Below are 24,244 nucleotides of genomic sequence, written 5' to 3' on the forward strand. Positions count from 1 at the left end.
TTGTACGGAAATAGAATTGCGGACGGTAACCTTTGAAGAATGGCGTATGACGACCACCTTCATCTTTTGATAATACATAAACTTCTGATTCGAAATCGGTGTGTGGCGTGATTGAACCCGGTTTCGCTAATACTTGACCACGTTCAATCTCTTCACGTTTGGTACCACGTAATAACGCACCAATGTTTTCACCCGCACGACCTTCGTCAAGTAATTTACGGAACATTTCAACACCCGTTACGGTTGTTTTCGCAGTATCTTTGATACCCACGATTTCAACTTCGTCACCCGTACGGATAATACCGCGCTCTACACGACCGGTTACTACCGTACCACGACCGGAAATTGAGAACACGTCTTCAATCGGAAGAAGGAACGGTTGGTCAATCGCACGCTCAGGCTCAGGAATGTAAGTATCTAAGTGATTTGCTAACTCAAGGATTTTTTCTTCCCATGCCGCATCGCCTTCCAACGCTTTTAACGCAGAACCGCGTACGATTGGCGTATCATCGCCCGGGAAGTCATATTGAGAAAGAAGTTCGCGCACTTCCATTTCAACTAATTCTAATAACTCTTCGTCATCCACCATGTCGCATTTGTTTAAGAATACGATGATGTAAGGTACGCCTACTTGGCGACCTAATAAGATGTGCTCACGAGTTTGTGGCATCGGACCGTCGGTTGCCGCAACTACTAAGATTGCACCGTCCATTTGTGCCGCACCGGTAATCATGTTTTTAACATAGTCGGCGTGTCCCGGACAGTCAACGTGCGCGTAGTGACGGCTTGGCGTATCATATTCAACGTGTGAAGTATTGATGGTAATACCGCGCGCTTTTTCTTCCGGCGCGTTATCAATTTGGTCAAATGCACGAGCCGCACCACCGTAGTGTTTTGCTAATACTGTGGTGATTGCTGCTGTTAAAGTTGTTTTACCGTGGTCAACGTGGCCGATTGTACCCACGTTTACGTGCGGTTTTGTACGTTCAAATTTTTCTTTAGACATTTAAAGAGTCCCTCTAAATAGACACGGTTATCGATGGGTAAATAAACCACATTAACCAATAAAATTGTTTACTATTTAATTTAAAGGAAGAGAATTTTAAGGCTGGTGCTGATAGGCGGATTTGAACCGCCGACCTCACCCTTACCAAGGGTGCGCTCTACCAACTGAGCTATATCAGCGTTTGGAGCGGGCAGCGGGAATCGAACCCGCATCATTAGCTTGGAAGGCTAAGGTAATAGCCATTATACGATGCCCGCAAGTCCTAAATTCATCTGTCCCATCAGAATTCATCTAAAAGATGGTGGAGGGAGAAGGATTCGAACCTTCGAAGGCTGAGCCAACAGATTTACAGTCTGCCCCCTTTGGCCGCTCGGGAACCCCTCCACGCTAAATGAATGCTTGTTCACGAAAGAATGGTGCCGACTATCGGAATCGAACTGATGACCTACTGATTACAAGTCAGTTGCTCTACCTACTGAGCTAAGTCGGCATGTCGTAAGCAAGTGAGGCGTATTATATGGAAAAAAGTTTGCCTGACAAGTCTTTTTTCTAAAAAAATTTATTTTTTTACTTGTTCGTCTAATTTGCAAGCAAAACCGTCTATTTTTTGGCGCCATTTCCATCAAATTAGAGAAAAACAATGCATAACAAGGCTTTATAAGGTATATTTTTCAACAATATTTCAACAACATTACCGTTATATGATAGTGGAAATTTCAAACCAACTCACACCATTTTTAAGTTTTAGTCGAGAACAATGGGCTAACTTGCGAAAATCGGTACCATTAAAACTCACCGAACAAGATCTTAAACCGTTACTTGGCTTTAATGAAGAACTTTCTCTCGATGAAGTGAGCACTATTTATTTACCACTCGCCCGCTTGATTAACTATTATATTGACGAAAATCTCCGACGCCAAACCGTACTCAATCGTTTTTTAGGCGGACACAGCCCTAAAGTCCCTTACATTATTAGTATTGCAGGTAGCGTTGCTGTAGGGAAAAGTACCTCTGCACGTATTCTGCAATCACTCCTTTCCCATTGGCCGAACGAAAGAAAAGTTGATCTTATTACCACTGACGGATTTCTCTATCCGCTCGAAAAACTGAAGCAGAATAATCTACTACAAAAAAAAGGCTTTCCCGTATCTTATGACACCGCAAAGCTCATTCACTTTTTAGCCAAAATTAAATCCGGTAATGAAAATGTTAAAGCACCAATTTATTCTCATCTGACATACGATATTATTCCTGATGAGTTTCACGAAGTTAATCAGCCGGATATTTTAATTTTGGAAGGATTGAATGTACTACAAACAGGCGGAAACAAAAGCAATCAAATTTTCGTTTCTGATTTTGTGGATTTTTCAATTTATGTGGATGCAGAAGAAAATTTACTAAAAGAATGGTATATCAAGCGGTTCTTAAAATTACGCCAAAGTGCCTTTAGTAACCCCAACTCCTACTTTAAACACTACGCCACGCTGTCAGAAGAAGAGGCAATTACCATCGCCTCTCAAATTTGGGAAAGTATTAACGGTTTAAATCTACGAGAAAATATTTTGCCAACCCGCGAACGGGCAAACCTCATTTTGACAAAGGGTGCCGCTCACGCAGTGGAATTAATCAAACTCAGAAAATAAAAAGAGCGGTTAAAAATCACTTTGTTTTTTAACCGCCCTATATCAATAATGTTTTACGTCTTCTGTTTATTGAATCTTCTCTACTATCGGCACCGCTTCATCACTGATCAAAAAATCAAAGGTGCTTTGCGGTACAAGTTTTTTGACTTCCAACCAATTTTTATCCTTGATAGTCTGCCTAACCGCCGATGCACTAATAACATGTTCATCCGTTTCTTTACGTCCCACCACCACGCACGCTACACCATATTCCGGTAATTTTTGTTTCATAGTTTGATTGTAAAGGTTCGTCACGTGGCTAAACGGTTCATCCCCCACATAACGGCATTGAATCCCTAATGCTTTTACAATGCGTACAAAAATCTGTAAATCAATCTCTACGTTGCTTTTGATGACAGCATCATCAGTTTTTTGGAAATAGCTTGGAAAGGTGGCTTGGCTGATAATATAAGAACCGCTATCGTGCAGTATAACATTAGGTAAATGCGTAATACCGGCTTGAATCAATTTTTTACGCACCGAGTAAGGGAATAAACTACAATCTTCACTCAGGATAAATAGATGAACAATTTCATTTTCACTCGCTGCTTTTTCCACCAAATATTGATGTCCAAGGGTGAAAGGGTTGGCGTTCATCACGATAGCTGCCGTTCTTTTTTCATTAAAAACACCCTGATTTTTCACCGCACTTTTTGCCGTCTCATGTTGCAACCGAGTTAAATAATCCTCGAATCCGTTCCGTTTGTTTTCCATAAAGACGATCTGATCCGGAATTCGCACAATTTCCCGAAAGCCGAGCTCATGAAAAAATTTTGCCGATTCACATTTTGTATAAAGGAACAAATGTGCATTGCCTCGTTCCATTTGAACGTTGATCAAATGCGTGATGAGATTCATCAAGCCTTCCCCTTGATGGGATTGAGACACCGCCAAGCGGCGCAAAGTATGACCAAAACAAGCCCCATTGCAATGATATTAAAATCTTCGTCAAACATTGCACAAAGATAATCCAGATTTGGATCGCGCCGAATCCCCTCTTGCTCAAGCAGCGCATCAATTTGAGCAAGGCTATTTCGATCGGAAAAAGAGACTTTACCAATAGAATAATGATTCATAGAGTTATACGTTTAACCAAAATGTAACCGGACCGTCATTAATGAGACTCACCTGCATATCTGCGGCGAAACGCCCGTTTTCAACCTGAATTTTCTCAGCGCATTTTTGTGAAAAATAGTTATACAATTCATTTGCCAGTGCCGGTTCTGCTCCCTTAGAAAAACTCGGGCGCAAACCTTTTTGTGTATCGGCGGAAAGGGTGAATTGCGACACCACTAATAATGCGCCACCGGCTTGCTGAACATTTAAATTCATTTTGCCATTTTCATCGTTAAAAATGCGGTAATGTAAAACTTTTTCTGCCAATTTATCGGCTTTTGTGCGGTCATCATTTTTTTCCACACCAAGTAATACTAATAACCCTTTGCCAATTTTTCCGACCGCTTCGCCGTTCACATCCACTTGAGCCTGCGTAACACGCTGTATTAATGCAATCATTATATTTCCTTAAATTTCTTCATTTTCTAACCGTACTTTTTCTTGCTTCATCTCGGCTAAGACAGCGGCGAGTTGCGCACCAAGTAAAACAACCGTCCAACTTAATTGAATCCATAACAACATAATCGGTAAGGTTGCCATCGCACCGTAAATTAATTGATAAGAAGGGAAGGTGGCAATATACCAAGCAAAAGCCTGTTTACCCAACGTGAAAAATACGGCGGCAATTAGTGCCCCGGCAGCGGAATGTTTTATGCTGACTTTTTTATTCGGCACCACCGTATAAAGCACGGTAAAAATAAACCAAGTGGAAAGAAAAGGAACAAAACCGAGTAATGTTAAACCGAAAGAAAAATGTTCGGAACTCTCAAACATCGCCTTCACATAAGCGCTTGCGGCAATACTTGCACCGATAAGCAGAGGCCCAAGGGTTAAAATCAGCCAATAAATCGCAAAAGAAGTAAAAATCGGACGTGTACCGGTCTCTTGCCAAATGCCATTTAAGGTACGATCAATGGAATTAATCAGCATTAATGCCACAGCAATTAAACTTATAATACCAACCGAGCTCATCTGCTTAGAATTATTCACAAATTCATCAATATATTGCCCCACAACATCACCGGCAGAGGGAGCAAAGTTTGTAAAAATAAACACCTTCAGCGCGCCGGTTACCTCATTAAACACCGGAAACGCCGAAAAAATTGAAAAAATCACCATAATTAACGGCACAATCGCCAACATAGTACTATACGTGAGCGAACCCGCAGCCTGCGTCAATTTATTTTCATTAAAACGCAGCCAAAATTGTTTAAAGAAAGTGAAATCTGTCATAACCACACCCCACAACAATGTTTAAATTTTTTGCCCGAACCGCAAACGCAAGGTTGTTTCATAGTTGGCAGCACGACTGTCGGATCAACAAAATACCAACGACCTTCAATCTTGACAAAAATTGACCGCTCTTGGTGGGCTTGCTCCCCTTCCTCCCCCTGAAAAACCGCATTAAATTCTACCGCACTTTGCTGTTTGGTTAAGGTTTCCATTTTCAGAATTTGTAAACCAAGCCATTGGGTATTATCTGCCCAATCTTGTAGGACTTGCGTTGCTAAGAGTGTTTGTTGGCTCGGTACGGTTGTTTCCACAATGTAAGGAATATCTTTCAATACATACGCCGTATAGCGTGAACGCATAAGCTGTTCCGCGGTTTCCGGCAAGGCCTTATGCTGATGGAATAACCCGCAACAATCTCCATAATTTTTTGTCGATTGGCAAGGGCAAAGTGCGGTTGTTTTATTTGTCATTTTTTAATGCCCGTACTTTACTTAATTGAGAATTTAGTGAACGTTTAAATGCAGCCGCTAATTCTTCAACGGCAAGTGCCTGCTCTAATTCTTCCGCTGTGGGCTTACTCGACAATAAGCGATTTAAATGACGAATAGTGAGATGAGGATAAGGTCGGCTTTTTAGGATTAATTCATCGCCTTGCGAAATTTCCCCCTCTTCAATTACACGCACATACCAACCGCTCCAGCCAGAGAGATAAACAGTTTTTTGGGTTTCGGGATTGTTGGTATTTTTGGATAAACGTTCGCAAGGTTTGCGGGGTTGAGAGACTTCCAAAAGGGTTGTACCGATTTTAAAGCGATCTCCTACGCAAACGGAATCCTCATCAACCCCCGAGACGACAAAATTTTCGCCATAGACCGCCGTATCAATGTAAGAAAAATCTTCGCCTAATAAGGTATTTAACGCTGAAAAGGATACATCCGACATAAAAAATAATGCTTTATCCGCACCGCCATGGTGTTTTTTGAGTCCGACATCATTACCATACGCACCCAATGAATGGATTTTTACAGATGATACCGGGTGTTTTCGAATGGCACTTTCATAGGTGGTGCCGTCAGCAAAAGTCAGTTGTTCCACTTCACCGATTTTAATCACCAAAATTTCTGATTTTGACATTTCATTTCCCTTATCAACAAAAACGCGTAAAATTATATCGCAAAATGACTTAAATTTTGACCGCACTTTGTTTTTTCCCTATTATTTCCCCATAAATACCACGAAAGAAAGGAACACCTATGCAATATGATCTCGCACGAAGCACACAAGGGCAAACACTCGGTATTACCGCAAAAATGGCAAATCGCCACGGCTTAATCGCCGGTGCGACAGGTACGGGAAAAACCGTCACCTTACGTAAAATGGCAGAAACCTTCAGTGATGACGGTGTGCCGGTATTTTTGGTGGATGTCAAAGGCGATCTGTCAGGGTTGGTGAAAGCCGGTCAGTTTCAAGGCAAAATTGCCGAGCGCATCGAACAATTCGAACTAGGCGGCGAAGCTTATTTAAAAGGCTACCCCGTCTCTTTTTGGGATGTTTTCGGTAAAACCGGTATTCCACTTCGCACCACCGTTTCTGAAATGGGCCCCTTATTGCTTTCTCGCCTATTAAATCTTAATGCGACGCAAGAAGGTTTATTGAATCTCGTTTTCCGTGTTGCCGACGATAAAGGTTTATTGCTTATTGATTTAAAAGATCTGCGTGCAATGCTGAAATATGTGGCGGAAAATGCCAAAACCTTCCAAGTGGAATACGGCAATGTCTCTGCAGCGAGTGTAGGGGCGATTCAACGTGCATTGCTTACCCTTGAAAATGAAGGCGCTGCAAATTTATTCGGCGAACCCGCGCTTAATCTTGACGACTGGTTACAAACCCGTGACGGGCGTGGCGTGATCAATGTTTTAAATTCGGAACAACTGATTAACTCACCGAGAATGTATAGTGCGTTCTTATTATGGTTAATGTCTGAATTATTTGAGCAATTACCGGAAGTAGGTGATCCGGATAAACCTAAATTCGTCATGTTTTTTGATGAGGCGCATTTATTATTTGACGATGCTCCGGCAGTATTAGTGGAAAAAGTCGAAAAAGTGGTGCGCTTAATTCGTTCTAAGGGTGTCGGCATCTACTTTGTCACACAAAATCCATTGGATTTACCGGATACGGTTTTAGGACAATTGGGTAACCGCGTACAACACGCATTACGAGCTTTCACACCACGTGATCAAAAAGCCGTAAAATCCGCTGCCGAAACCTTCCGCGCCAATCCGGCGGTCAATGTAGTAGAAAGTATTTCGACACTTGGCGTAGGACAAGCGTTGGTCTCCTTCTTAGATGAAAAAGGTATGCCAACCCCTGTTGAAATTGCCTATATTTACCCGCCGAAAAGTCAACTTTCACCACTTTCAGGCGAGGAACGAGCCACATGGGTAAAAGATGACGAGCTTTATCCGTTCTATAAAGATTATGTAGATAACGAATCTGCCTTTGAAATCTTAAATGCGCAAGCCGATCTTGCCGCCGTGCAAAAAAAACAAGCGGAGCAAGCTCAAGAGGAAGAAGAAAACGGTATTTTAGGCAGCCTCAGCCGAATGATCTTCGGCACTAAAAAACGGGGCGATAAATTAAGCCCGACAGAACAAATGGTGAATAGCGTTGCAAAATCCGTGGGGAGAAATATTCGCAATGAAGTCACCAAACAAATTATGCGCGGTATTTTGGGCGCATTAAAAAAATAACAAACCAAAGTGCGGTCATTTTACCGCTAAATTTAAATTAAGGAGACAACTATGTCCGAGGTATTTCATTTAAACTTAACCAAAGCACAATTAAAAGGGGCGACAATTGCTATCGTTCCGGGCGATCCGGCTCGCAGCGAACGTATTGCCAAACACCTTGATAATCCAGAGTTTCTCACCAGTACCCGAGAATTTACTTCGTGGTTGGGTTATTTAAACGGACAACCCGTTGTGGTGTGTTCTACCGGTATCGGCGGACCGTCCGTCTCTATTTGCGTGGAAGAATTAGCCCAACTCGGTGTTCGTACTTTTTTAAGAATCGGTACCACCGGCGCTATCCAACCGCACATTAATGTAGGCGATATTCTCATAACTACCGGTGCGGTACGCCTAGACGGCGCAAGCAAACATTTTGCCCCATTGGAATACCCGGCAGTAGCAAATTTTGAATGTACTACCGCCCTTTACAATGCGGCAAAAGAAAAAGGTAAAGGTATTGAGCCTTTTGTCGGCATTACCGCTTCATCAGATACTTTCTACCCGGGTCAAGAACGTTATGACACTTATAGCGGAAAGGTTTATCGTGATTATCAAGGCTTGCTCAAACAATGGCAGGATCTTAATGTGATGAATTTTGAAATGGAATCCGCAACATTGTTTACCATGTGTAATGCGTTAGGTTTACGCTCCGGCATGGTTTCAGGAGTGATCGTCAATCGCACGCAACAAGAAATCCCAAATGAAGCTACAATAAAAGCAAGCGAAGAAAAAGCCATTTCCGTAGTGGTGGAAGCAGTAAGAAAATTAGTTTCTTAAAAAAATGAAAAGGCGTTTTTGGTATTGTAAAACGCCTTTATTTTTTACCGCACTTTTAACTATTCGCTCTTGCAAAGGCTGCCGCCTTATCAATCAATTCATCGCTTGGGCGTTGGTGGGTGTAGAGTTCAAATTGCTCCACTGCCTGTAAAACAATCACTTCCGCACCGGAAATAGTTTGTTTTCCTTTATTTTCCGCATAGCGAATAAACGGAGTTTCCGTAGGAATTGCCACCACATCAAAGGCAACATTTGCCGTATCAATCATAACCTCAGGAAAAGCGAGTTCAGCCTCTTCTTTTCCCCCTTTCATCCCAATTGGGGTAACATTGACTAAAATGTCGGCCTGCTGATTTTTTAAACTACTAATGTATTCATAACCGTAAAGTGCGCTCAAATATTTGCCTGTTTTTTCATTTCGGGCATGCACTTTTAAATTATCAAAACCGCTATTTTTAAATGCGGCAACAACAGCCTTTGCCATTCCTCCGCTACCATGCACTATTACCCGTGCATTTTTATCTAATTGATATTTTTCAATTAATTTCACAATTGCAATGTAATCGGTGTTATAGGCACGTAGCACACCGTTGTCATTCACAATGGTATTCACCGATTCAATAGCCTGTGCGGAAGGGTGAATTTCATCGACAAACGGCATACAGCTTTCTTTAAACGGCATAGACACGGCACAACCGCGAATCCCCAAGGCTCGCACACCTTTCACGGCATGTTCAATATCTTGTGTGGTAAAAGCTTTATAAATAAAGTTTAATCCCAGTTTTTCGTACAAATAATTGTGAAACCTTGTGCCAAAATTTCCCGGTCTACCGGAAAGAGACATACAGAGTTGGGTATCTTTGTTGATCATTTTATAATTCTCTTAAATATTCAAATTCATCCCATCATCAATAAAATATTGATTCATTTCGAATGCAGGTTTGGCAGCTTTGTCCTTACCGATAATGCGTGCCGGTACGCCGGCGGCGGTGGCATATTCCGGAACGGGTTGAAGCACCACGGAATTTGCGCCGATTTTGGCATATTTGCCTACTTCAATATTACCGAGGATTTTTGCACCGGCACCAATCATCACGCCTTCCCGCACTTTTGGATGACGATCGCCGGATTCTTTGCCCGTCCCACCTAAGGTGACACCTTGTAGAATGGAAACATCATTTTCAATAACGGAGGTTTCTCCTACCACAATGCCCGTAGCATGGTCGAACATAATACCGTGACCGATTTTTGCCGCCGGGTGAATATCCACATCAAAGGCAACCGAAATTTGATTTTGTAAATAAAGCGCTAACGCCTTACGATTTTGTTTCCATAAATAATGCGTAATTCGATAGCTTTGAATAGCATGAAATCCTTTTAAATAAAGTAACGGCGTAGACCACAATTCCACCGCAGGATCCCGTTGGCGGACGGCTTTGATATCACAAGCGGCACAATCAATAATAGTAGGATCCGCTAAATAGGCCTCTTCAATAATTTCACGCAAGGAAATCGCCGGCATAATGGGATTGGCTAATTTATTAGCCAGTAAATAGCTTAATACACTGCCGAGATTTTGGTGTTTTAAAATCGTAGAATGAAAAAAACTGGCGAGCATCGGCTCGTTTTCGGCCAATTCTTTTGCTTCTTGACGAATATGTTGCCACACTTCTAACATCATTATTCCTCCTTTTATTCGCCTTTCCGTTCGCGTCCTAGTAAACTATGAACCACATCTTGTGCCTTTTTACCACAAAAGAGCATTTGATAGATTTGTTCCGTAATCGGCATTTCAATACCTTGACGTTGTGCCAGTAAATAAGCCTCTTTTGTATTATAAAAACCTTCCACTACTTGCCCGATATTCTCCATTGCCAATTGAGCATCCAATCCTTCCCCTAACATCAGCCCGAAACGGCGGTTACGAGATTGGTTATCAGTACAGGTTAAAACGAGATCGCCCAAGCCTGACATACCGATAAAGGTGTTCGGATTTGCGCCAAGAGAAACGCCTAAACGGCTGATTTCGGCAATACCTCGTGTAATCAATGCCGTACGTGCGTTCGCACCAAACCCCATTCCATCCGAAATACCGGCACCGATAGCGATCACATTTTTAATCGCACCGCCAAGCTGCACGCCGATCATATCGGAGTTCACATAGACACGAAAGTGTTTACTACAATGAATTCGAGCCTGAAATTCCAAAGCAAATTGTTCGTTATTTGATGCTAATGTAATGGCTGTTGGTAAACCTTGTGCAAGCTCTTTGGCGAAAGTCGGGCCGGAAAGTATGGCAAGAGGATAATTTGTACCAAGTTGTTCTTCTACTACTGTTTGGAGCAGCCGTCCGGTGCTGTGCTCTAAACCTTTTGTCGCCCATATCAAACGATGATGAGGCTGTAAGTGCGGTCGAATTTTGCTAAGAATTTCGTTAAAAGCATGGCTTGGTACAACGATTAAAATATCTTGCGATTGATGAAGTGCCTGCGCTAAATCCTGTTCCAAATATAGCTCTTGCGGAAATGGAATATTGGGTAAAAAACGTTGATTTTGACGTTCTCTCCGCATCTGCTCAATATGTGTAGGATTATGCCCCCATAAATAAGTCGGCGAGCCGTTACGCGAAAAAGAAATCGCTAATGCGGTACCGTAAGAACCTGCGCCAAGTACAGTAATTGGTGTTCGAGATGGGATCATCATTTTCTCCTCAAAAACAAAGGGCAAGCCCAGAGCCTGCCCTTTTTACATTAAGAATTAATGTTGCGTTTCTTTTTCTTCAGCCGGGGGATTTTCTGCCGTTCCTTGCTGACGATTCATATATTCAATGAATAATGCATCAAAATTCACCGGGGAAAGGTTTAACGCCGGGAACGTACCACGGTTGACTAAGCTTGATACTAATTCTCGTGCATAAGGGAACAACATATTCGGACATTGCGACGTTAAGCAATGTGCCATTTGCACCTCTTCCAAACCGCTAATCGTGAATACGCCCGCCTGTTTTACCTCACAAAGGAAAGCAAGATCACCGGAATCTTCCAATGTGGTTTCTACCGTAATATTGAGTGTTACTTCATATAAATCATCGCCTAACTGCACAGTTTCGGTACTTAGGTCAAAACCTAATTTAGGCTTCCATTCTTGATGAAAAATATGCGGAAGATTCGGCGCCTCAAAAGAAACATCTTTAACGTAAATACGCTGAATTTGTAATACGGCTTGTGATTCCTCTGCAGCCACTTCAGGTTGTTGATTTTGTTCTGACATAATTTTATGTTCCTTATTTGTGTTTTTTAACGATAGGTAAATTTGCCCCCATCCAAGCAGAAATACCGTCTTTTAATATATAAACCCGGGCAAAGCCTTGTTTGGTTAGTAGTGCTGCCGATGCCGGTGCCGATACACCGTTAACATCCACTAAAACCAATGGTTTTTCCTTGTGCTGTTCAATTTTGCCAAGATTAGCGTTTTTAATATCGCTTGGAAGCAAATTGATACTATTAATAATATGACCACGTTGAAATTCATCTAAAGTACGAAGATCGATAACAACGGCATCCTCATTATTGATTAAACGAATAACCTCAGAATGTTGAACCGTTTTAAATTTCTCGGTAGCCGATTTGAAAAAACTGTAAATCACTAGAGCGAAAATCGCAAACCACGAAACAGTTAATAAAGTATGTTTTTGTACAAACTGAATTGCATCAGGCAAAAATTCTTGCATTGTTATCTCAATATTATGTTGGTTAAAATCTGACAGAATGAAATAGGGCTTAAGTATAACCATACTTGCAGTATCTTTCAAAAAAATTCTCTTCAGAAAACCAACCAGATTAATTTTTACACAACCGATAAAAGGAAATATGATCACGATCACAAATATTGCATATCTCTATTTCTTCTACTCCCAATTAAGTAGAAGATATTTACATTATTATTCTTACTAAGGAAATATTCGATGAAGTTAAAAAAATTAGCGGTATTAACCATGTTAGGGTTCAGTATTTCTATGGTTCAAGCAGCAGAATTACCGAACATTACGATCTTAGCCACGGGCGGCACTATTGCCGGTAGCGGTGAAACGGCCGTCTCTTCCGCCTATAAAGCCGGTCAATTAAATGTCGAAGCGTTAATTGATGCAGTCCCTGAAATAAAACAACTTGCTAATGTTAAAGGTGAACAGATTGTGAAAATCGGTTCGCAAGACATGAACGACGATGTATGGTTAAAACTTGCTAAAACCATTAATGCCCAATGTAAAGATACCGATGGTTTTGTGATTACACATGGTACCGATACTATGGAAGAAACGGCATATTTCTTAGATCTCACCGTCAAATGCGAAAAGCCGGTTGTGCTTGTCGGAGCGATGCGCCCGGCAACAGAAAAGAGTGCGGATGGCCCGTTAAATTTATATAACGCGGTCGTTGTTGCTACCGATAAAAAATCTGTCGGTCGCGGTGTGCTTGTTGCGATGAATAATGAAGTTCTTGGTGCGCGTGACGTTACCAAAACCAGTACAACCGCCGTGCAAACATTCCATTCGCCGAATTTCGGCGCATTAGGTTATATTCATAACAGTAAAGTTGATTATGAACGTTCGCCGGAAAGCAAACATACGCTAAACACGCCATTTAGTGTCGAGAACTTAGAAACTTTACCAAAAGTCGGTATTGTTTATACCTATTCCAATACCCCAATTGAGCCGTTAAATGCATTGTTGGATGCCGGCTACCAAGGTATTGTTACGGCAGGTGTAGGGAATGGTAACCTAAATGCCGCCCATTTAGAACGCTTAGAAAAAGCGGCAAAAGACGGCGTGTCTGTCGTGCGTTCCTCCCGAGTACCGACGGGTTATACCACACGTGATGCAGAGGTGGACGATTCTCAATATGGTTTTGTGGCTTCCGGTACCTTGAATCCACAAAAAGCACGAGTACTATTACAACTTGCTTTAACACAAACCAAAGATCCAAAAGTTATTCAACAATACTTTGAAGATTTCTAATTTCTAAATTACGAAACGAAAAGTGCGGTTATTTTCTACCGCACTTTTTGTGTAAAGAGAAAAAATTTATTGATCTAAATTATAGAATCCGTACCTATTTATTGCTATATTGGCGGCGGTTTCTATAGCAGTATAACAGTTTATTTTTTAACTTAAGGGGGCAGTATGTCTGCAATGTTCTTACTACAATTTGCCATCGTGCTATTGTGTATCCTTGTGGGTGCACGCGTAGGTGGTATCGGTCTTGGTGTATTTGGTGGTTTAGGTCTTGCTATTCTTTCCTTTGGCTTTGGCTTGAAACCTGCAGGTTTACCGATTGATGTGATGTTTATGATCATGGCGGTGGTTGCTGCTGCCGCAGCAATGCAAGCAGCCGGCGGCTTAGATTATATGATCAAAATCGCGACGAAAATTTTACGTCGTAACCCAAAACACATTACTTTCATCGCACCGGCTGTAACCTGGTTATTCACCTTTTTAGCTGGTACCGGTCATGTAGCTTATTCAGTATTACCGGTTATCGCAGAAGTAAGTCGCCAAAACGGTATTCGTCCGGAACGACCACTTTCAATGGCCGTAATCGCTTCACAATTTGCTATTGTTGCAAGCCCGATTGCGGCAGCAGTTGTTGCAGTGGTTGCTTATCTTGAGCCGCAAGGAATTCATCTCGGCGATGTGTTAATGGTGACGGTTCCGGCAACCCTTTTAGGTATTTTCCTTGCTTGTATTTTTGTCAATAAAATAGGTAAAGAACTTAAAGATGATCCTGAATACCAACGTCGTTTAAAAGATCCAAAATATGCAGATGCTTTTAATTCTACGACGGATACAAAAGAATTAGAAATTAGCAGCACGGCAAAAATTTCTGTTTCTCTCTTCTTATTCGGTGCATTACTTGTGGTATTAATGGGTGCCATACCTTCTCTACGTCCGGTGTTTGATGGAAAACCGATGGGAATGGCACACACTATTGAAATTATTATGTTATCAATCGGCGCATTAATCGTCTTAACCTGTAAACCGGATAGCACGGAAATCACTAAAGGTTCAGTGTTCCATGCCGGTATGCGTGCGGTTATTGCGATTTTTGGTATTGCGTGGTTGGGCGATACATTAATGCAGGCACATATGACGGAAGTGAAAGATATGGTGAAAGGTTTAGTGGAAACCGCACCTTGGACATTTGCCTTGGCGTTGTTTGTGCTTTCCGTATTAGTTAATAGCCAAGGCGCCACCGTGGCAACCTTATTCCCACTTGGTATTGCGCTTGGTATTCCTGCTCCGGTATTAATCGGGGTATTTGTGGCAGTAAACGGTTATTTCTTCGTGCCAAACTACGGTCCGATTATTGCCTCTATTGACTTTGATACCACCGGTACAACTAAAATCGGTAAATACATTTTCAACCATAGCTTTATGTTGCCGGGCTTATTAAGTATGGTATTTAGCGTGGTGATTGGTTTATTACTCGCTAATGTTCTTCTCTAACCAGCTATATTAGCGAACAAAAACGGTGCGTATTGCACCGTTTTTTATCTTCGCGAACTTATCTATAAAACCTCACTCTAAATGAACATATTTATTTTTTTATAAGGAACATTGATGAAACTTATTAAAATTCTTTTTATTACGCTTGCAGCTTATATTCCCAATGCTTGGTCTGCCGTTGATTACAATATCAAATACAGTTCTAACTATTTAATGCCTGCTTATGTACATTTTAAAGCGGATGGTATGCAATATTCGGTGAACGCCAAAATTAATATCCCACTGTACAATATCGTATTCAACTCACGTGGCACACAAACCGTCAATCAATTTAATATGGTAAATTATCAAGATAGCCGTAATGGAAAAGTTTACTCGGTTTCTAAAATTTCCCCGACAACTATCGAATACGGCAAAATGAAAGACGGCTTAAAAACAGAGCCGTTAAAATTACCGACTTTCGATTTATTCACCATGGCATTTCAGCTAAGTTATTACGATAAATTACCGGACAGTTTCCAAATTACTAACGGTAAAAAACTTTATCCGATGGAAAATGTGAAAGTAAAGAAAAGTGAAAAACAAATTGAATACAACAAACAGACAGTAACAGAAATTACTTACACCTTTAAAACCGGCAATAAAGATATTATGGTGAAAAAGTTCGTGAGCGAACAGTTCCCCCGTTACATCAAATACTCACGGGACGGCGATGATTATGAATTGGAATTTAGTGAGTTTGTAAAATAAAAACGAACCAAAAAAATAACCGCACTTTAGGGTATAAAGTGCGGTATTTTTTTATCTTGTTTCTAACGCAAGAAATAACGATAAGATTTACTTTCGGTTACATCTTCATAAACATAATTAAGTTGCGCAAGGGTTTGTTCAAATTCACGTTGTGTTGTTTCTCCCAGTTGGAAGCCGGCAAGAATATTGCCGTAGTCCGCTCCGTGCGCACGATAATGAAACAGGGAAATATTCCAACGGTTTTGCAAGGTTTCTAAGAATTTTAATAACGCCCCTTTTTGTTCCGGAAATTCAAAGGTATATAAACGTTCGCTCGAATTAGCGGCACGTCCCCCCATTAAATAGCGCACGTGGGTTTTCGCAATATCATCATCGGACATATCTTCCACATCGAAACCGTTTTGTATCAGATCGGTAATAATGTCGGATTTTTCCGCTTCGTCTAGGGTGCGTACCCCGACAAAAACACAAGCGCGTTTATCATCGGCATAGCGATAACTAAATTCTGTCACAGCGCGATTGCCTAATACTTGAACGAATTTTAAGAAGCTCCCCGGTTGCTCCGGCATAGTGACGGCAAGTAAGGCTTCGCGATTTTCACCAATTTCACAGCGTTCCGATACGTAACGGAGCGTGTGAAAATTCAGATTTGCTCCGGATAAAATTGCCGCCATATTTTTATTTTCAATACGATGTTTTTTCACATATTTCTTCAAGCCGGCTAATCCCAATGCACCGGAGGGTTCGGAAACCGCACGCACATTTTCAAATAAATCTTTCATCGCTGCGCACACTTCATCACTATCGACAAGCACCATATCATCAAGATATTGACGACATAATCGGAAGGTTTCATCACCAATACGTTTAACCGCTACGCCGTCTGCAAATAATCCGACATGGACGAGATCGGTGGGTTCGCCTTTTTCGAGGGCGGCATTCAAGCAGGCGGAATCCTTGGATTCCACCCCGATCACTTTAATCTCCGGCATAAATTGCTTTAACAAGATTGCGACACCGGCAGCCAAACCGCCGCCGCCGACTTGTACGAATACATAATCCAAATCCGCCACCTGCTGTAACATTTCCATCGCCAATGTACCTTGTCCGGCAATCACGAGCGGATGATCAAAAGGCGGAATGAAGGTCATATTTTTTTCTTTGGAAAGAGTAATCGCCTTGGCTTTCGCTTCATCAAAATTAGCACCGTGCAATAACACTTCGCCACCGAAACCACGCACCGCATCCACTTTAATGCTTGGCGTATTTTGTGGCATAACAATTAACGCTTTTAAGCCGAGTTCTTTTGCAGATAAAGCAACACCTTGGGCGTGGTTCCCGGCTGAAGCGGCGATCACACCTGCCGCTTTTTGTTCCGCAGAAAGACTCGAAATCATCGCATAGGCACCACGCAGTTTGAAACTGTTTACCGGTTGGCGATCTTCCCGTTTAATCCAAATATTATTGTGAAGTCGTTCGGACAATTTTTCCATTTTTTGTAACGGCGTGACCGTTGCCGCTTCATAGACACGTGAGCCAAGTTTAACAATCGCGTTGATGTAATCGTTTTGGCTCGGTTGTGGGTTAGTGAGTAATTTTTTCATAATGCTTTTTGTCGGATAGGATTTTGCCTACCATTAATATAGATGTCAGATAACTATTGATGGGTGAATACCCATATAGCGAAAGTGCGGTCAGTATTTCTGATGTTTTTTAAAAGTAGTGAGAAAATAACCGCACTTTGTAGGATATGTGAACCTAAGTTCGCGCACGAAAGAGGGAAAGAGATCGTGCGTGGATGTCGCCAATCCACACACCCTACGATTTTATTTTAACAGGGTTTTATCCCGCACCGCGCCTTTATCCGCCGAGGTGGCGAAATGCCCGAACACTTTCAAAGCGAAAGAGACTTCGCGTTGGCGATTTGCCGGAGTCCAGCCTTTTTCATCTTGTTCCGCACGGCGGGCGGCAAGTTCTTCATCACTAATTTGCAGATTAATGGCACGATTTGGAATATCAATATTGATAATATCGCCATCACGCACCAAACCAATTGCACCGCCTGAGGCGGCTTCAGGTGAAGCGTGACCGATTGAAAGCCCGGATGTGCCGCCGGAAAAACGTCCGTCAGTTAATAGGGCGCATTTTTTACCCAGCCCCATAGATTTTAAATAGCTGGTCGGATACAACATTTCCTGCATACCCGGCCCGCCTTTTGGCCCCTCATAGCGAATTACTACTACGTTGCCCTCTTTCACTTTACCGCCCAAAATTCCTGCAACGGCATCTTCTTGGCTTTCAAATACGATGGCTGAACCACTAAATTTCCAAATGGATTCATCCACCCCTGCGGTTTTCACAATACAACCGTCTTCGGCAAGATTACCGAATAATACAGCTAATCCCCCTTCTTGAGAAATAGCATTTTCTTTATTGCGGATACAACCGTTTACACGATCATTATCTACACTATCCCAACGGCAATCTTGTGAAAACGCTTCAGTGGTGCGAATACCGGCAGGCCCTGCACGGAAAAATTTGTGCAACGCTTCATCTTGGTTACGAATAATATCGTATTGATCAAGCTGTTCGCCCATGCTCATTCCCAAGACCGTCTGAGTATTTTTATGGATCAATCCCGCCCGATCGAGTTCGCCCAATAAGCCCATAATGCCCCCTGCACGATGAACGTCCTCCATGTGGTATTTATTGGTATTCGGTGCAATTTTACTTAAGCAAGGTACCACACGGGATAAGCGATCAATATCCGCCATTTTAAAATCCACACCGGCTTCTTGTGCGGCGGCTAATAAATGTAAAACCGTATTGCTTGATCCGCCCATAGCAATATCTAACCTCATGGCATTTTCAAAGGCTTCAAACGTACCGATTGAACGTGGCAACACACTTTCATCATCTTGTTCGTAGTAGCGTTTACACAATTCCACAATCTGACGACCTGCTTTTAAAAATAATTCCTTACGATCGGCATGGGTAGCAAGCATCGAACCGTTACCTGGCAAACTTAAGCCAAGCGCTTCGGTTAAACAATTCATGGAATTGGCGGTAAACATACCGGAGCAAGAACCGCAAGTCGGACAGGCACTACGCTCAATGACATCAATACGCTCGTCAGAAACCTTCGGATCAGCCGCCTCAATCATCGCATCCACTAAATCTAATCGAATAAGTTGGTCGGAAAGTTTGGTTTTACCCGCTTCCATCGGACCGCCTGAAATAAAAATCGTCGGAATGTTTAAGCGCATTGCCGCCATTAACATTCCCGGTGTAATTTTGTCGCAGTTGGAAATGCACACCATCGCATCAGCACAATGGGCGTTCACCATATATTCCACAGAGTCAGCAATCAAATCACGGGAAGGCAAAGAATACAGCATACCGCCATGCCCCATGGCAATTCCGTCATCCACTGCAATCGTATTAAATTCTTTCGCTACACCGCCCGCTTTTTCAATTTCTTTTGCAACCAGTTGACCCAAATCTTTTAAATGTACATGCCCCGGCACGAATTGGGTAAAGGAATTGACAACGGCAATAATGGGTTTTCCAAAGTCATTTTCTTTCATTCCCGTTGCACGCCACAAAGCACGTGCGCCTGCCATATTACGACCTTGTGTACTGGTCGCCGAACGTAGTTTTGGCATAAATAATCTCTCCAAGTAAATTTTTTTAGGGGTCGTTATCTTATTTAATTTCCTCGTTAATTAACTCTAACCAAACATTCTCTCTTCTTTACTAAAAAGAGAGAATGTTTGGTAAAAAATAAAAACGAAGACACTATTGTTTTAAATTGTACCATTAGCAATATCAACACATTGATAAACCATTTGTTTTTTATCGTATTTCCCTTCAAATGCTTTTTCAAAATTTTCTTTGGTTTTTTCACATTGTTCCTGTGTATTATGAACTGATAATGTGGTCATGTATCCTGTGTAATTTTGTAAATAAACTAATGTATAGGCAGCTTGTGATGTCGCAGTGATAGCTAAAGCAATCATCGCAAAAAATGTTTTTCTAAGTTTAGACATAATAATTTCCTTATTAATTGATTGTTAAAACATCAGGTAGTTTAATTAACTGATTCACCAACAAATTCAAAGTGCGGTCGGATTTTACGGTGATTTTTAACCGCACTTTATCCTCAATTAATTCCATTTGCATTGTGGTAACGGTGAAACTACGGTGACGTATCACACGTAAAATGCGTTCCAATACCTCTGGGCGGTGGCAGGCGTTCAATTCAATTTGATAGTTGTTCATATTACATTTCCTCCACCATATCCGCATTACAGGCACCCGGCGGCACTAAAGGCCAAACACAATCATCGGGCGGAATACACACTTGTAATAAATAAGCGGTGTCGCTTTCAAGCAATCTTGTTAGCGCGGCATCCACTTCATCGGCGCGTTCAATCCGTTCGGCGGGAATATCGAATGCATTGGCAAGCATCACAAAGTCAGGGTTATCTTCTAAAATCGTTTCACTGCGGCGTCTTTTCCAAAACAAATCTTGCCATTGGCGCACCATCCCAAGACGTTGGTTATCCAACAGTAAAATTTTCACCGCTAAATTACCACGTTTAATGCTACCCAGCTCTTGAATATTCATCATTAAAGAACCGTCGCCGGTGACTAAAATCACCTCATCTTGCGGACGGGCTTTTTTCGCCCCTACCGCTGCCGGCAAACCAAATCCCATGGTACCAAAGCCTGCGGAGGTGAGGTAATTTTCTGGTGCAAAGTGCTGCATATGTTGTGCCGACCACATTTGATGTTGCCCTACATCGGTACAAACAACGGCATTTTGTGGTTTACGATTAGACAACGTGTTGAGCAATGCCCAAGGATCAATCGGGCGATCACCCGCATTATCTACATAAGTAAAATCCAATTTTGCTTTGAGTTCACGAACCTGTGCCCGCCAAGGATCGATATCAAGAGGCTGTTTTAACTCATTCAAAGCTTGAATTAAATCCCCTTGTAACGCCACATCCGCATGGCGCAGTTTATGAATTTCAGCCCCATCAATATCGCAATGAATCACTTTGGCATGGGGAGCGAAAGTATCGAGTTTTCCCGTCACGCGATCATCAAAACGGGCACCACAAACGAGCAATAAATCGCAATCTTGTACCGCAAAATTGGCTGCCTTGGTGCCGTGCATACCGATCATTCCCATATAAACGTCATTTTCAGGCTGAATCGTGCCCAATCCTTTCAAGGTAGAAACTGACGGCATATTGGTTTGTGCTAAAAAATCACGCAATGCCGGCACGGCTTTTGCCATGCCTACTCCGCCCCCTACATAAAGTACCGGTTTTTTTGCGGCTGACAAGAGTGCTTTCGCCTGCGCAAGATTTTCATTGGAAAGTGCGGTCGGTTTTGCGGGAGTTTTGACATAAGCCTTGATATGCTCGGGCACTTCGCCGACTTGAATATCGCGTGGCACATCAATTAATACCGGACCGGGACGACCACTCTGTGCAATTTCAAACGCTTGTGCGAAAACATCCGCTAATTCATCCGCACTTTGCACAATAAAACTATGTTTTGTACAAGCAAGAGAAAGCCCAAGTACATCTGCCTCTTGGAAAGCGTCAGTACCGATTAAGGACGAAGCCACTTGACCGGTAATAGCCACCACAGGAACGGAATCCATCATGGCATCGCCAAGTCCGGTTACTAAGTTCGTGGCACCGGGGCCGGAAGTGGCAATACATACACCCACTTTCCCCGTAGAACGTGCATAACCAATGGCAGCCATTGCTGCGCCTTGTTCATTGCGACAAAGAAGATGATCGAGCCCTGCATCATAAAGAGCATCATAGGTGGGCATGATTGCGCCACCGGGATAACCGAAAAGAGTAGTAACATGGTGCGCCTTCAAGCACTCCATGATGAGTTGTGCGCCTGTCATCGTGTTTGCATCCTATGTTTATTGTTGTTTTTTTGATAAGGTTTTCATTGTAGCGAAATTTTGTCGCATTGGTAGAGCCGAAAAGAGAAAAAAACAAAAAAAAGCACGACAAATTTTTCTTGCCGTGCTTTTTAAAAAGATAAAAAGTGCGGTTAAAAACCGGCTTGTTTTTCTAATTGCTCGACCAATGCCTCATCTAAACCTAATGCTTCGGCAAGGTTCGCAAGGAAAATAATTTCTTTACGGGATAAATCTTTGCTCACCAAACGTGCCGCAAGATACACATTTGCCGCCAATGCGGTGTCATTCCCCACTTGACGGGCGATTTCATTCACGCTAATCGGATTTTGCATTTCTTGCTCAAGCCATTGCGCTAACTCCGCATTATCGCCAATTTCATTCGCAATGGTTTGTTTTTCTTCTTCCGTAATTTCACCGTCTGCCGCTGCCGCCGTAATCATGGTACGTAAAATCAATGCACTCGCATCTTGTTGAGAGGTCGAATTTAATACGTCAAATTCATTAGCGGACATCACAGGTTGCACCTGTTGGGATTTTTGGTAGTTTTGATATGCCTGATAAGCCAGGTTACCCAATACCGCCAAAGAGCCTAACTTGGCTAAACTCGCTCCGCCGGAACGCCCTAAAATCATTGATAAAATCCCTGTAATTGCAGCACCGCCGCCTACTTTGGTGATGTTATCCAATGTCGGATTACCGGTTTGTAAATTACTCGCTGAGTTTTTAGCAATATTGACGACTTGATTTAAAATTTGATTAAAATCCATAAATTGTTCCTTTAGTTTGTGAGAAAAACCATTTCATAGACCTATTTTTTAACGAAAAATTCCGTAAAAATGACCGCTCTTTTTGAGGCGTGAGTGTCAGTTAACCTTGAGAATTGAACATTATGCTGATCTTCCAAGTTGTAAGGAGGATAATCTTATCATTATTAATCCTTTTTATTACCGCTTTTGTAGGATGACTAACACGTTATACCTTACCAATCAAATCTTTCAATTGTTTTTCCACATCAGGATGTCCGACATGTTTCGAATAAAGTTCATACTGATTAATGGTTGTGTTATCCAGCCTCTCTAATTTAGCAAGCAGATTTTGATACAATTTTTTGATTTGTTCTCTATTAGCGATTAACTTGTAATATTGTTGATATGTTATCGGCGATAGCACCATCATTGTAAGCATCAGAAAGTTATTTGAGGCCTTAGACAAAGCATCTATTTCTTGTTGCACCGCCTTAATTCGTTCTTTAATAAAATAATTTAACGGATGTTCCCGACAACTGTCAGGTGTTGTCCCCATACAATGGTTATCGGTATAAAAACGGTATAATTCAATCAGCACGGCTTTTACATTATTTAAATAGGCATCTATGCTATGGGTACGCGGATCACCGATTTTATGCGCCCGATCGGGGTGGAATTTGGCATCTTCCACAGTTTGAACCGAGGCATTCAATTGGGTTATTTCATGTTGGAAGAACGGCAGCATTAACACCCGTTTATTATCATTAATAAACTGGCATAATGTACCGTGGTGGGTATAAAGATCGCCCTTGATATTAATTAACCCGTTATAATTATCCTTAAAAAGAGGGTATAGCACGGCATTTTTAATGGTTTGTCGGGCAAGGGTTTTTACGCTACCGTCAAGAATTCTCCCGGGTACGGCAGGTACAATGTCACCACCGTTTACATGACGGAAATGAGTAAACCGATTGGCATAATAATTGGCAAAATGTACATTGCCGACGCGGGGCGAACCATAGGTATAAAGCAAGGGTTTTAATCCCTTTTCATACAAATACGCGGAAAGAATGGTAGCTACGGCGCCACCTAGACTGTGTCCCGTGATATAGAGTTCTTTTCCTTTGATTACTTGTAATAATGCTTTAAAACGTCCATTTTGGATAACGGATTTAGCCTGTGTATAAAATCCTTTATGAAATTCTCCCTTTATATTGGTATTGGGATCAGGTTTAACTTGCTCAGCATCACCGTCAATAATGACTCCATCATGCCAAAGTTCATATGTACCGCGTACGGCAATTACTGCTCGTTTATCATCACAATAAAATAAGGCTGCGGTACTGGTTGCTTTATCATCCACATAACCCGTTTGCGGTGGAGAAAACTGGATTCCTTCTCCTATATCCACTAAAGTGATAAAAGGTGTCAATCCCGTTGTCATATTTTCAGAGCCTTCATCGGTGATTCGGGTCATTTTAACTTTATCCCAGTCATCTTCCATATGGCAGACAGTAAATGGATTATTTGCTTTAGTAATAAATTGCTGGAAATTAAAATCAATACTACTAAATCTATTAAGATAATTATTTTTATCTTCAAGTTTAACTTTACTATATGAAAGTCGAGAAAGGTAGGCTAGATTATAAGCATTAATATAATTATAGTTTTCTGTATGTTC

At 41.8% G+C, this 24,244-nt stretch carries 25 protein-coding genes and 4 tRNA genes; 6 read left to right on the top strand and 23 right to left on the bottom strand.

The window, feature by feature from the left end; genetic code table 11:
* The 5 genes from tuf to BKL51_RS09240 form a co-directional block, all read right to left on the bottom strand.
* Positions 1 to 1,006 (bottom strand): elongation factor Tu (gene tuf / locus BKL51_RS09220; protein ID WP_077465829.1); only part of this gene is annotated, 1,006 nt, incomplete at its 3' end.
* A 103-nt stretch (positions 1,007 to 1,109) separates the two neighbouring features.
* A tRNA-Thr gene (locus BKL51_RS09225) sits at positions 1,110 to 1,185 on the bottom strand.
* Between the two features lie 3 nt (positions 1,186 to 1,188).
* Positions 1,189 to 1,263, bottom strand: a tRNA-Gly gene (locus BKL51_RS09230).
* 42 nt (positions 1,264 to 1,305) lie between these two features.
* Positions 1,306 to 1,390 (bottom strand) — tRNA-Tyr (locus BKL51_RS09235).
* Between the two features lie 30 nt (positions 1,391 to 1,420).
* Positions 1,421 to 1,496 (bottom strand) — tRNA-Thr (locus tag BKL51_RS09240).
* 211 nt (positions 1,497 to 1,707) lie between these two features.
* Between BKL51_RS09240 and coaA the strand changes: the two genes are divergently transcribed.
* Complete coding sequence (coaA, locus tag BKL51_RS09245) at positions 1,708 to 2,649, top strand: type I pantothenate kinase (RefSeq protein ID WP_077466403.1); 942 nt, start codon at positions 1,708 to 1,710, stop codon at positions 2,647 to 2,649.
* 66 nt (positions 2,650 to 2,715) lie between these two features.
* On the opposite strand, the gene citC is transcribed toward coaA, so the two are convergent.
* The 6 genes from citC to BKL51_RS09270 are packed head-to-tail and all read right to left on the bottom strand — an operon-like array spanning position 2,716 to position 6,171.
* A complete protein-coding gene (citC, locus tag BKL51_RS09250; RefSeq protein WP_233127114.1) occupies positions 2,716 to 3,576 on the bottom strand; it encodes a [citrate (pro-3S)-lyase] ligase in 861 nt (286 codons plus the stop codon).
* A complete protein-coding gene (locus tag BKL51_RS12140; RefSeq protein ID WP_233127115.1) occupies positions 3,546 to 3,764 on the bottom strand; it encodes a hypothetical protein in 219 nt (72 codons plus the stop codon). The genes citC and BKL51_RS12140 overlap by 31 nt, the downstream gene beginning before the upstream one ends.
* A gap of 4 nt (positions 3,765 to 3,768) precedes the next feature.
* Complete coding sequence (gene dtd / locus BKL51_RS09255) at positions 3,769 to 4,203, bottom strand: D-aminoacyl-tRNA deacylase (protein ID WP_077466404.1); 435 nt, start codon at positions 4,201 to 4,203, stop codon at positions 3,769 to 3,771.
* 9 nt (positions 4,204 to 4,212) lie between these two features.
* On the bottom strand, positions 4,213 to 5,037 hold the full coding sequence (locus BKL51_RS09260) for a virulence factor BrkB family protein (RefSeq protein ID WP_077466405.1): 825 nt from the start codon (positions 5,035 to 5,037) through the stop codon (positions 4,213 to 4,215).
* Positions 5,034 to 5,507 (bottom strand): YchJ family protein, encoded by a 474-nt coding sequence (locus tag BKL51_RS09265; RefSeq protein ID WP_077466406.1) that lies wholly within the window; start codon positions 5,505 to 5,507, stop codon positions 5,034 to 5,036. Before BKL51_RS09265 ends, BKL51_RS09260 begins: the two co-directional genes overlap by 4 nt.
* Positions 5,497 to 6,171 carry an MOSC domain-containing protein gene (locus BKL51_RS09270; RefSeq protein WP_077466407.1) on the bottom strand — a complete coding sequence of 225 codons (675 nt, stop codon included), beginning with the start codon at positions 6,169 to 6,171 and terminating at the stop codon, positions 5,497 to 5,499. The genes BKL51_RS09265 and BKL51_RS09270 overlap by 11 nt, the downstream gene beginning before the upstream one ends.
* Before the next feature lie 119 nt (positions 6,172 to 6,290).
* Here BKL51_RS09270 and BKL51_RS09275 point away from each other — a divergent pair, with 119 nt between their 5' ends.
* Positions 6,291 to 7,790, top strand: coding sequence for a helicase HerA-like domain-containing protein (locus BKL51_RS09275; protein WP_077466408.1), 1,500 nt, complete (start codon positions 6,291 to 6,293; stop codon positions 7,788 to 7,790).
* A gap of 51 nt (positions 7,791 to 7,841) precedes the next feature.
* Complete coding sequence (gene udp / locus BKL51_RS09280) at positions 7,842 to 8,606, top strand: uridine phosphorylase (RefSeq protein ID WP_077466409.1); 765 nt, start codon at positions 7,842 to 7,844, stop codon at positions 8,604 to 8,606.
* A gap of 55 nt (positions 8,607 to 8,661) precedes the next feature.
* On the opposite strand, the gene BKL51_RS09285 is transcribed toward udp, so the two are convergent.
* From BKL51_RS09285 to BKL51_RS09305, 5 genes are read right to left on the bottom strand one after another with little or no spacing between them, the layout of a single operon-like run.
* Positions 8,662 to 9,477 carry a shikimate 5-dehydrogenase gene (locus BKL51_RS09285; protein ID WP_077466410.1) on the bottom strand — a complete coding sequence of 272 codons (816 nt, stop codon included), beginning with the start codon at positions 9,475 to 9,477 and terminating at the stop codon, positions 8,662 to 8,664.
* A 12-nt stretch (positions 9,478 to 9,489) separates the two neighbouring features.
* A complete protein-coding gene (cysE, locus tag BKL51_RS09290) occupies positions 9,490 to 10,287 on the bottom strand; it encodes a serine O-acetyltransferase (RefSeq protein WP_077466411.1) in 798 nt (265 codons plus the stop codon).
* 11 nt (positions 10,288 to 10,298) lie between these two features.
* Positions 10,299 to 11,306, bottom strand: a complete 1,008-nt coding sequence (gene gpsA / locus BKL51_RS09295) for an NAD(P)H-dependent glycerol-3-phosphate dehydrogenase (RefSeq protein ID WP_077466412.1) — start codon at positions 11,304 to 11,306, stop codon at positions 10,299 to 10,301.
* Positions 11,307 to 11,363: 57 nt separating this feature from the next.
* Positions 11,364 to 11,876, bottom strand: coding sequence for a protein-export chaperone SecB (gene secB, locus BKL51_RS09300; RefSeq protein WP_077466413.1), 513 nt, complete (start codon positions 11,874 to 11,876; stop codon positions 11,364 to 11,366).
* A gap of 13 nt (positions 11,877 to 11,889) precedes the next feature.
* Positions 11,890 to 12,336 (bottom strand): rhodanese-like domain-containing protein, encoded by a 447-nt coding sequence (locus tag BKL51_RS09305; RefSeq protein ID WP_077466414.1) that lies wholly within the window; start codon positions 12,334 to 12,336, stop codon positions 11,890 to 11,892.
* Positions 12,337 to 12,570: 234 nt separating this feature from the next.
* On the opposite strand from BKL51_RS09305, the gene ansB reads away from it, so the two are divergent.
* The 3 genes from ansB (at position 12,571) to BKL51_RS09320 (ending at position 15,858) form a co-directional block, all read left to right on the top strand.
* Positions 12,571 to 13,620, top strand: coding sequence for an L-asparaginase 2 (gene ansB, locus BKL51_RS09310; protein WP_077466415.1), 1,050 nt, complete (start codon positions 12,571 to 12,573; stop codon positions 13,618 to 13,620).
* Between the two features lie 165 nt (positions 13,621 to 13,785).
* On the top strand, positions 13,786 to 15,108 hold the full coding sequence (locus tag BKL51_RS09315; protein ID WP_077466416.1) for an anaerobic C4-dicarboxylate transporter: 1,323 nt from the start codon (positions 13,786 to 13,788) through the stop codon (positions 15,106 to 15,108).
* Positions 15,109 to 15,222: 114 nt separating this feature from the next.
* Complete coding sequence (locus BKL51_RS09320; protein ID WP_077466417.1) at positions 15,223 to 15,858, top strand: hypothetical protein; 636 nt, start codon at positions 15,223 to 15,225, stop codon at positions 15,856 to 15,858.
* Between the two features lie 62 nt (positions 15,859 to 15,920).
* On the opposite strand, the gene ilvA is transcribed toward BKL51_RS09320, so the two are convergent.
* The 7 genes from ilvA to BKL51_RS09355 form a co-directional block, all read right to left on the bottom strand.
* The gene (gene ilvA / locus BKL51_RS09325) at positions 15,921 to 17,462 is read right to left on the bottom strand and encodes a threonine ammonia-lyase, biosynthetic (RefSeq protein WP_077466418.1); all 1,542 of its coding nucleotides are present in this window, start codon (positions 17,460 to 17,462) and stop codon (positions 15,921 to 15,923) included.
* Positions 17,463 to 17,684: 222 nt separating this feature from the next.
* A complete protein-coding gene (gene ilvD, locus BKL51_RS09330) occupies positions 17,685 to 19,523 on the bottom strand; it encodes a dihydroxy-acid dehydratase (protein WP_077466419.1) in 1,839 nt (612 codons plus the stop codon).
* 141 nt (positions 19,524 to 19,664) lie between these two features.
* Complete coding sequence (locus tag BKL51_RS09335; protein ID WP_077466420.1) at positions 19,665 to 19,907, bottom strand: hypothetical protein; 243 nt, start codon at positions 19,905 to 19,907, stop codon at positions 19,665 to 19,667.
* Positions 19,908 to 19,920: 13 nt separating this feature from the next.
* Positions 19,921 to 20,139: an acetolactate synthase 2 small subunit gene (ilvM, locus tag BKL51_RS09340; protein WP_077466421.1), complete on the bottom strand. Its 219-nt coding sequence runs from the start codon at positions 20,137 to 20,139 to the stop codon at positions 19,921 to 19,923.
* A gap of 1 nt (position 20,140) precedes the next feature.
* Positions 20,141 to 21,796 (bottom strand): acetolactate synthase 2 catalytic subunit, encoded by a 1,656-nt coding sequence (gene ilvG / locus BKL51_RS09345; RefSeq protein WP_077466422.1) that lies wholly within the window; start codon positions 21,794 to 21,796, stop codon positions 20,141 to 20,143.
* Between the two features lie 152 nt (positions 21,797 to 21,948).
* Complete coding sequence (locus BKL51_RS09350; protein ID WP_077466423.1) at positions 21,949 to 22,584, bottom strand: tellurite resistance TerB family protein; 636 nt, start codon at positions 22,582 to 22,584, stop codon at positions 21,949 to 21,951.
* A 205-nt stretch (positions 22,585 to 22,789) separates the two neighbouring features.
* Positions 22,790 to 24,244 (bottom strand): lipase family protein (locus BKL51_RS09355; protein ID WP_143530587.1); only part of this gene is annotated, 1,455 nt, incomplete at its 5' end.

Source organism: Rodentibacter sp. Ppn85, assembly GCF_001999335.1.
Lineage (GTDB): Bacteria > Pseudomonadota > Gammaproteobacteria > Enterobacterales > Pasteurellaceae > Rodentibacter.

Coding starts and splice junctions, on each gene's coding strand:
- BKL51_RS09265 (WP_077466406.1), bottom strand. CDS start 5,507: ATGACAAATAAAACAACCGCACTTTGCCCTTGCCAATCGACAAAAAAT.
- secB (WP_077466413.1), bottom strand. CDS start 11,876: ATGTCAGAACAAAATCAACAACCTGAAGTGGCTGCAGAGGAATCACAA.
- BKL51_RS09350 (WP_077466423.1), bottom strand. CDS start 22,584: ATGGATTTTAATCAAATTTTAAATCAAGTCGTCAATATTGCTAAAAAC.
- BKL51_RS09270 (WP_077466407.1), bottom strand. CDS start 6,171: ATGTCAAAATCAGAAATTTTGGTGATTAAAATCGGTGAAGTGGAACAA.
- BKL51_RS09275 (WP_077466408.1), top strand. CDS start 6,291: ATGCAATATGATCTCGCACGAAGCACACAAGGGCAAACACTCGGTATT.
- BKL51_RS12140 (WP_233127115.1), bottom strand. CDS start 3,764: ATGAATCATTATTCTATTGGTAAAGTCTCTTTTTCCGATCGAAATAGC.
- udp (WP_077466409.1), top strand. CDS start 7,842: ATGTCCGAGGTATTTCATTTAAACTTAACCAAAGCACAATTAAAAGGG.
- ilvM (WP_077466421.1), bottom strand. CDS start 20,139: ATGAACAACTATCAAATTGAATTGAACGCCTGCCACCGCCCAGAGGTA.
- BKL51_RS09285 (WP_077466410.1), bottom strand. CDS start 9,477: ATGATCAACAAAGATACCCAACTCTGTATGTCTCTTTCCGGTAGACCG.
- ilvD (WP_077466419.1), bottom strand. CDS start 19,523: ATGCCAAAACTACGTTCGGCGACCAGTACACAAGGTCGTAATATGGCA.
- BKL51_RS09335 (WP_077466420.1), bottom strand. CDS start 19,907: ATGTCTAAACTTAGAAAAACATTTTTTGCGATGATTGCTTTAGCTATC.
- cysE (WP_077466411.1), bottom strand. CDS start 10,287: ATGATGTTAGAAGTGTGGCAACATATTCGTCAAGAAGCAAAAGAATTG.
- coaA (WP_077466403.1), top strand. CDS start 1,708: ATGATAGTGGAAATTTCAAACCAACTCACACCATTTTTAAGTTTTAGT.
- dtd (WP_077466404.1), bottom strand. CDS start 4,203: ATGATTGCATTAATACAGCGTGTTACGCAGGCTCAAGTGGATGTGAAC.
- ansB (WP_077466415.1), top strand. CDS start 12,571: ATGAAGTTAAAAAAATTAGCGGTATTAACCATGTTAGGGTTCAGTATT.
- ilvG (WP_077466422.1), bottom strand. CDS start 21,796: ATGACAGGCGCACAACTCATCATGGAGTGCTTGAAGGCGCACCATGTT.
- gpsA (WP_077466412.1), bottom strand. CDS start 11,306: ATGATCCCATCTCGAACACCAATTACTGTACTTGGCGCAGGTTCTTAC.
- BKL51_RS09305 (WP_077466414.1), bottom strand. CDS start 12,336: ATGCAAGAATTTTTGCCTGATGCAATTCAGTTTGTACAAAAACATACT.
- BKL51_RS09315 (WP_077466416.1), top strand. CDS start 13,786: ATGTCTGCAATGTTCTTACTACAATTTGCCATCGTGCTATTGTGTATC.
- ilvA (WP_077466418.1), bottom strand. CDS start 17,462: ATGAAAAAATTACTCACTAACCCACAACCGAGCCAAAACGATTACATC.
- BKL51_RS09320 (WP_077466417.1), top strand. CDS start 15,223: ATGAAACTTATTAAAATTCTTTTTATTACGCTTGCAGCTTATATTCCC.
- BKL51_RS09260 (WP_077466405.1), bottom strand. CDS start 5,037: ATGACAGATTTCACTTTCTTTAAACAATTTTGGCTGCGTTTTAATGAA.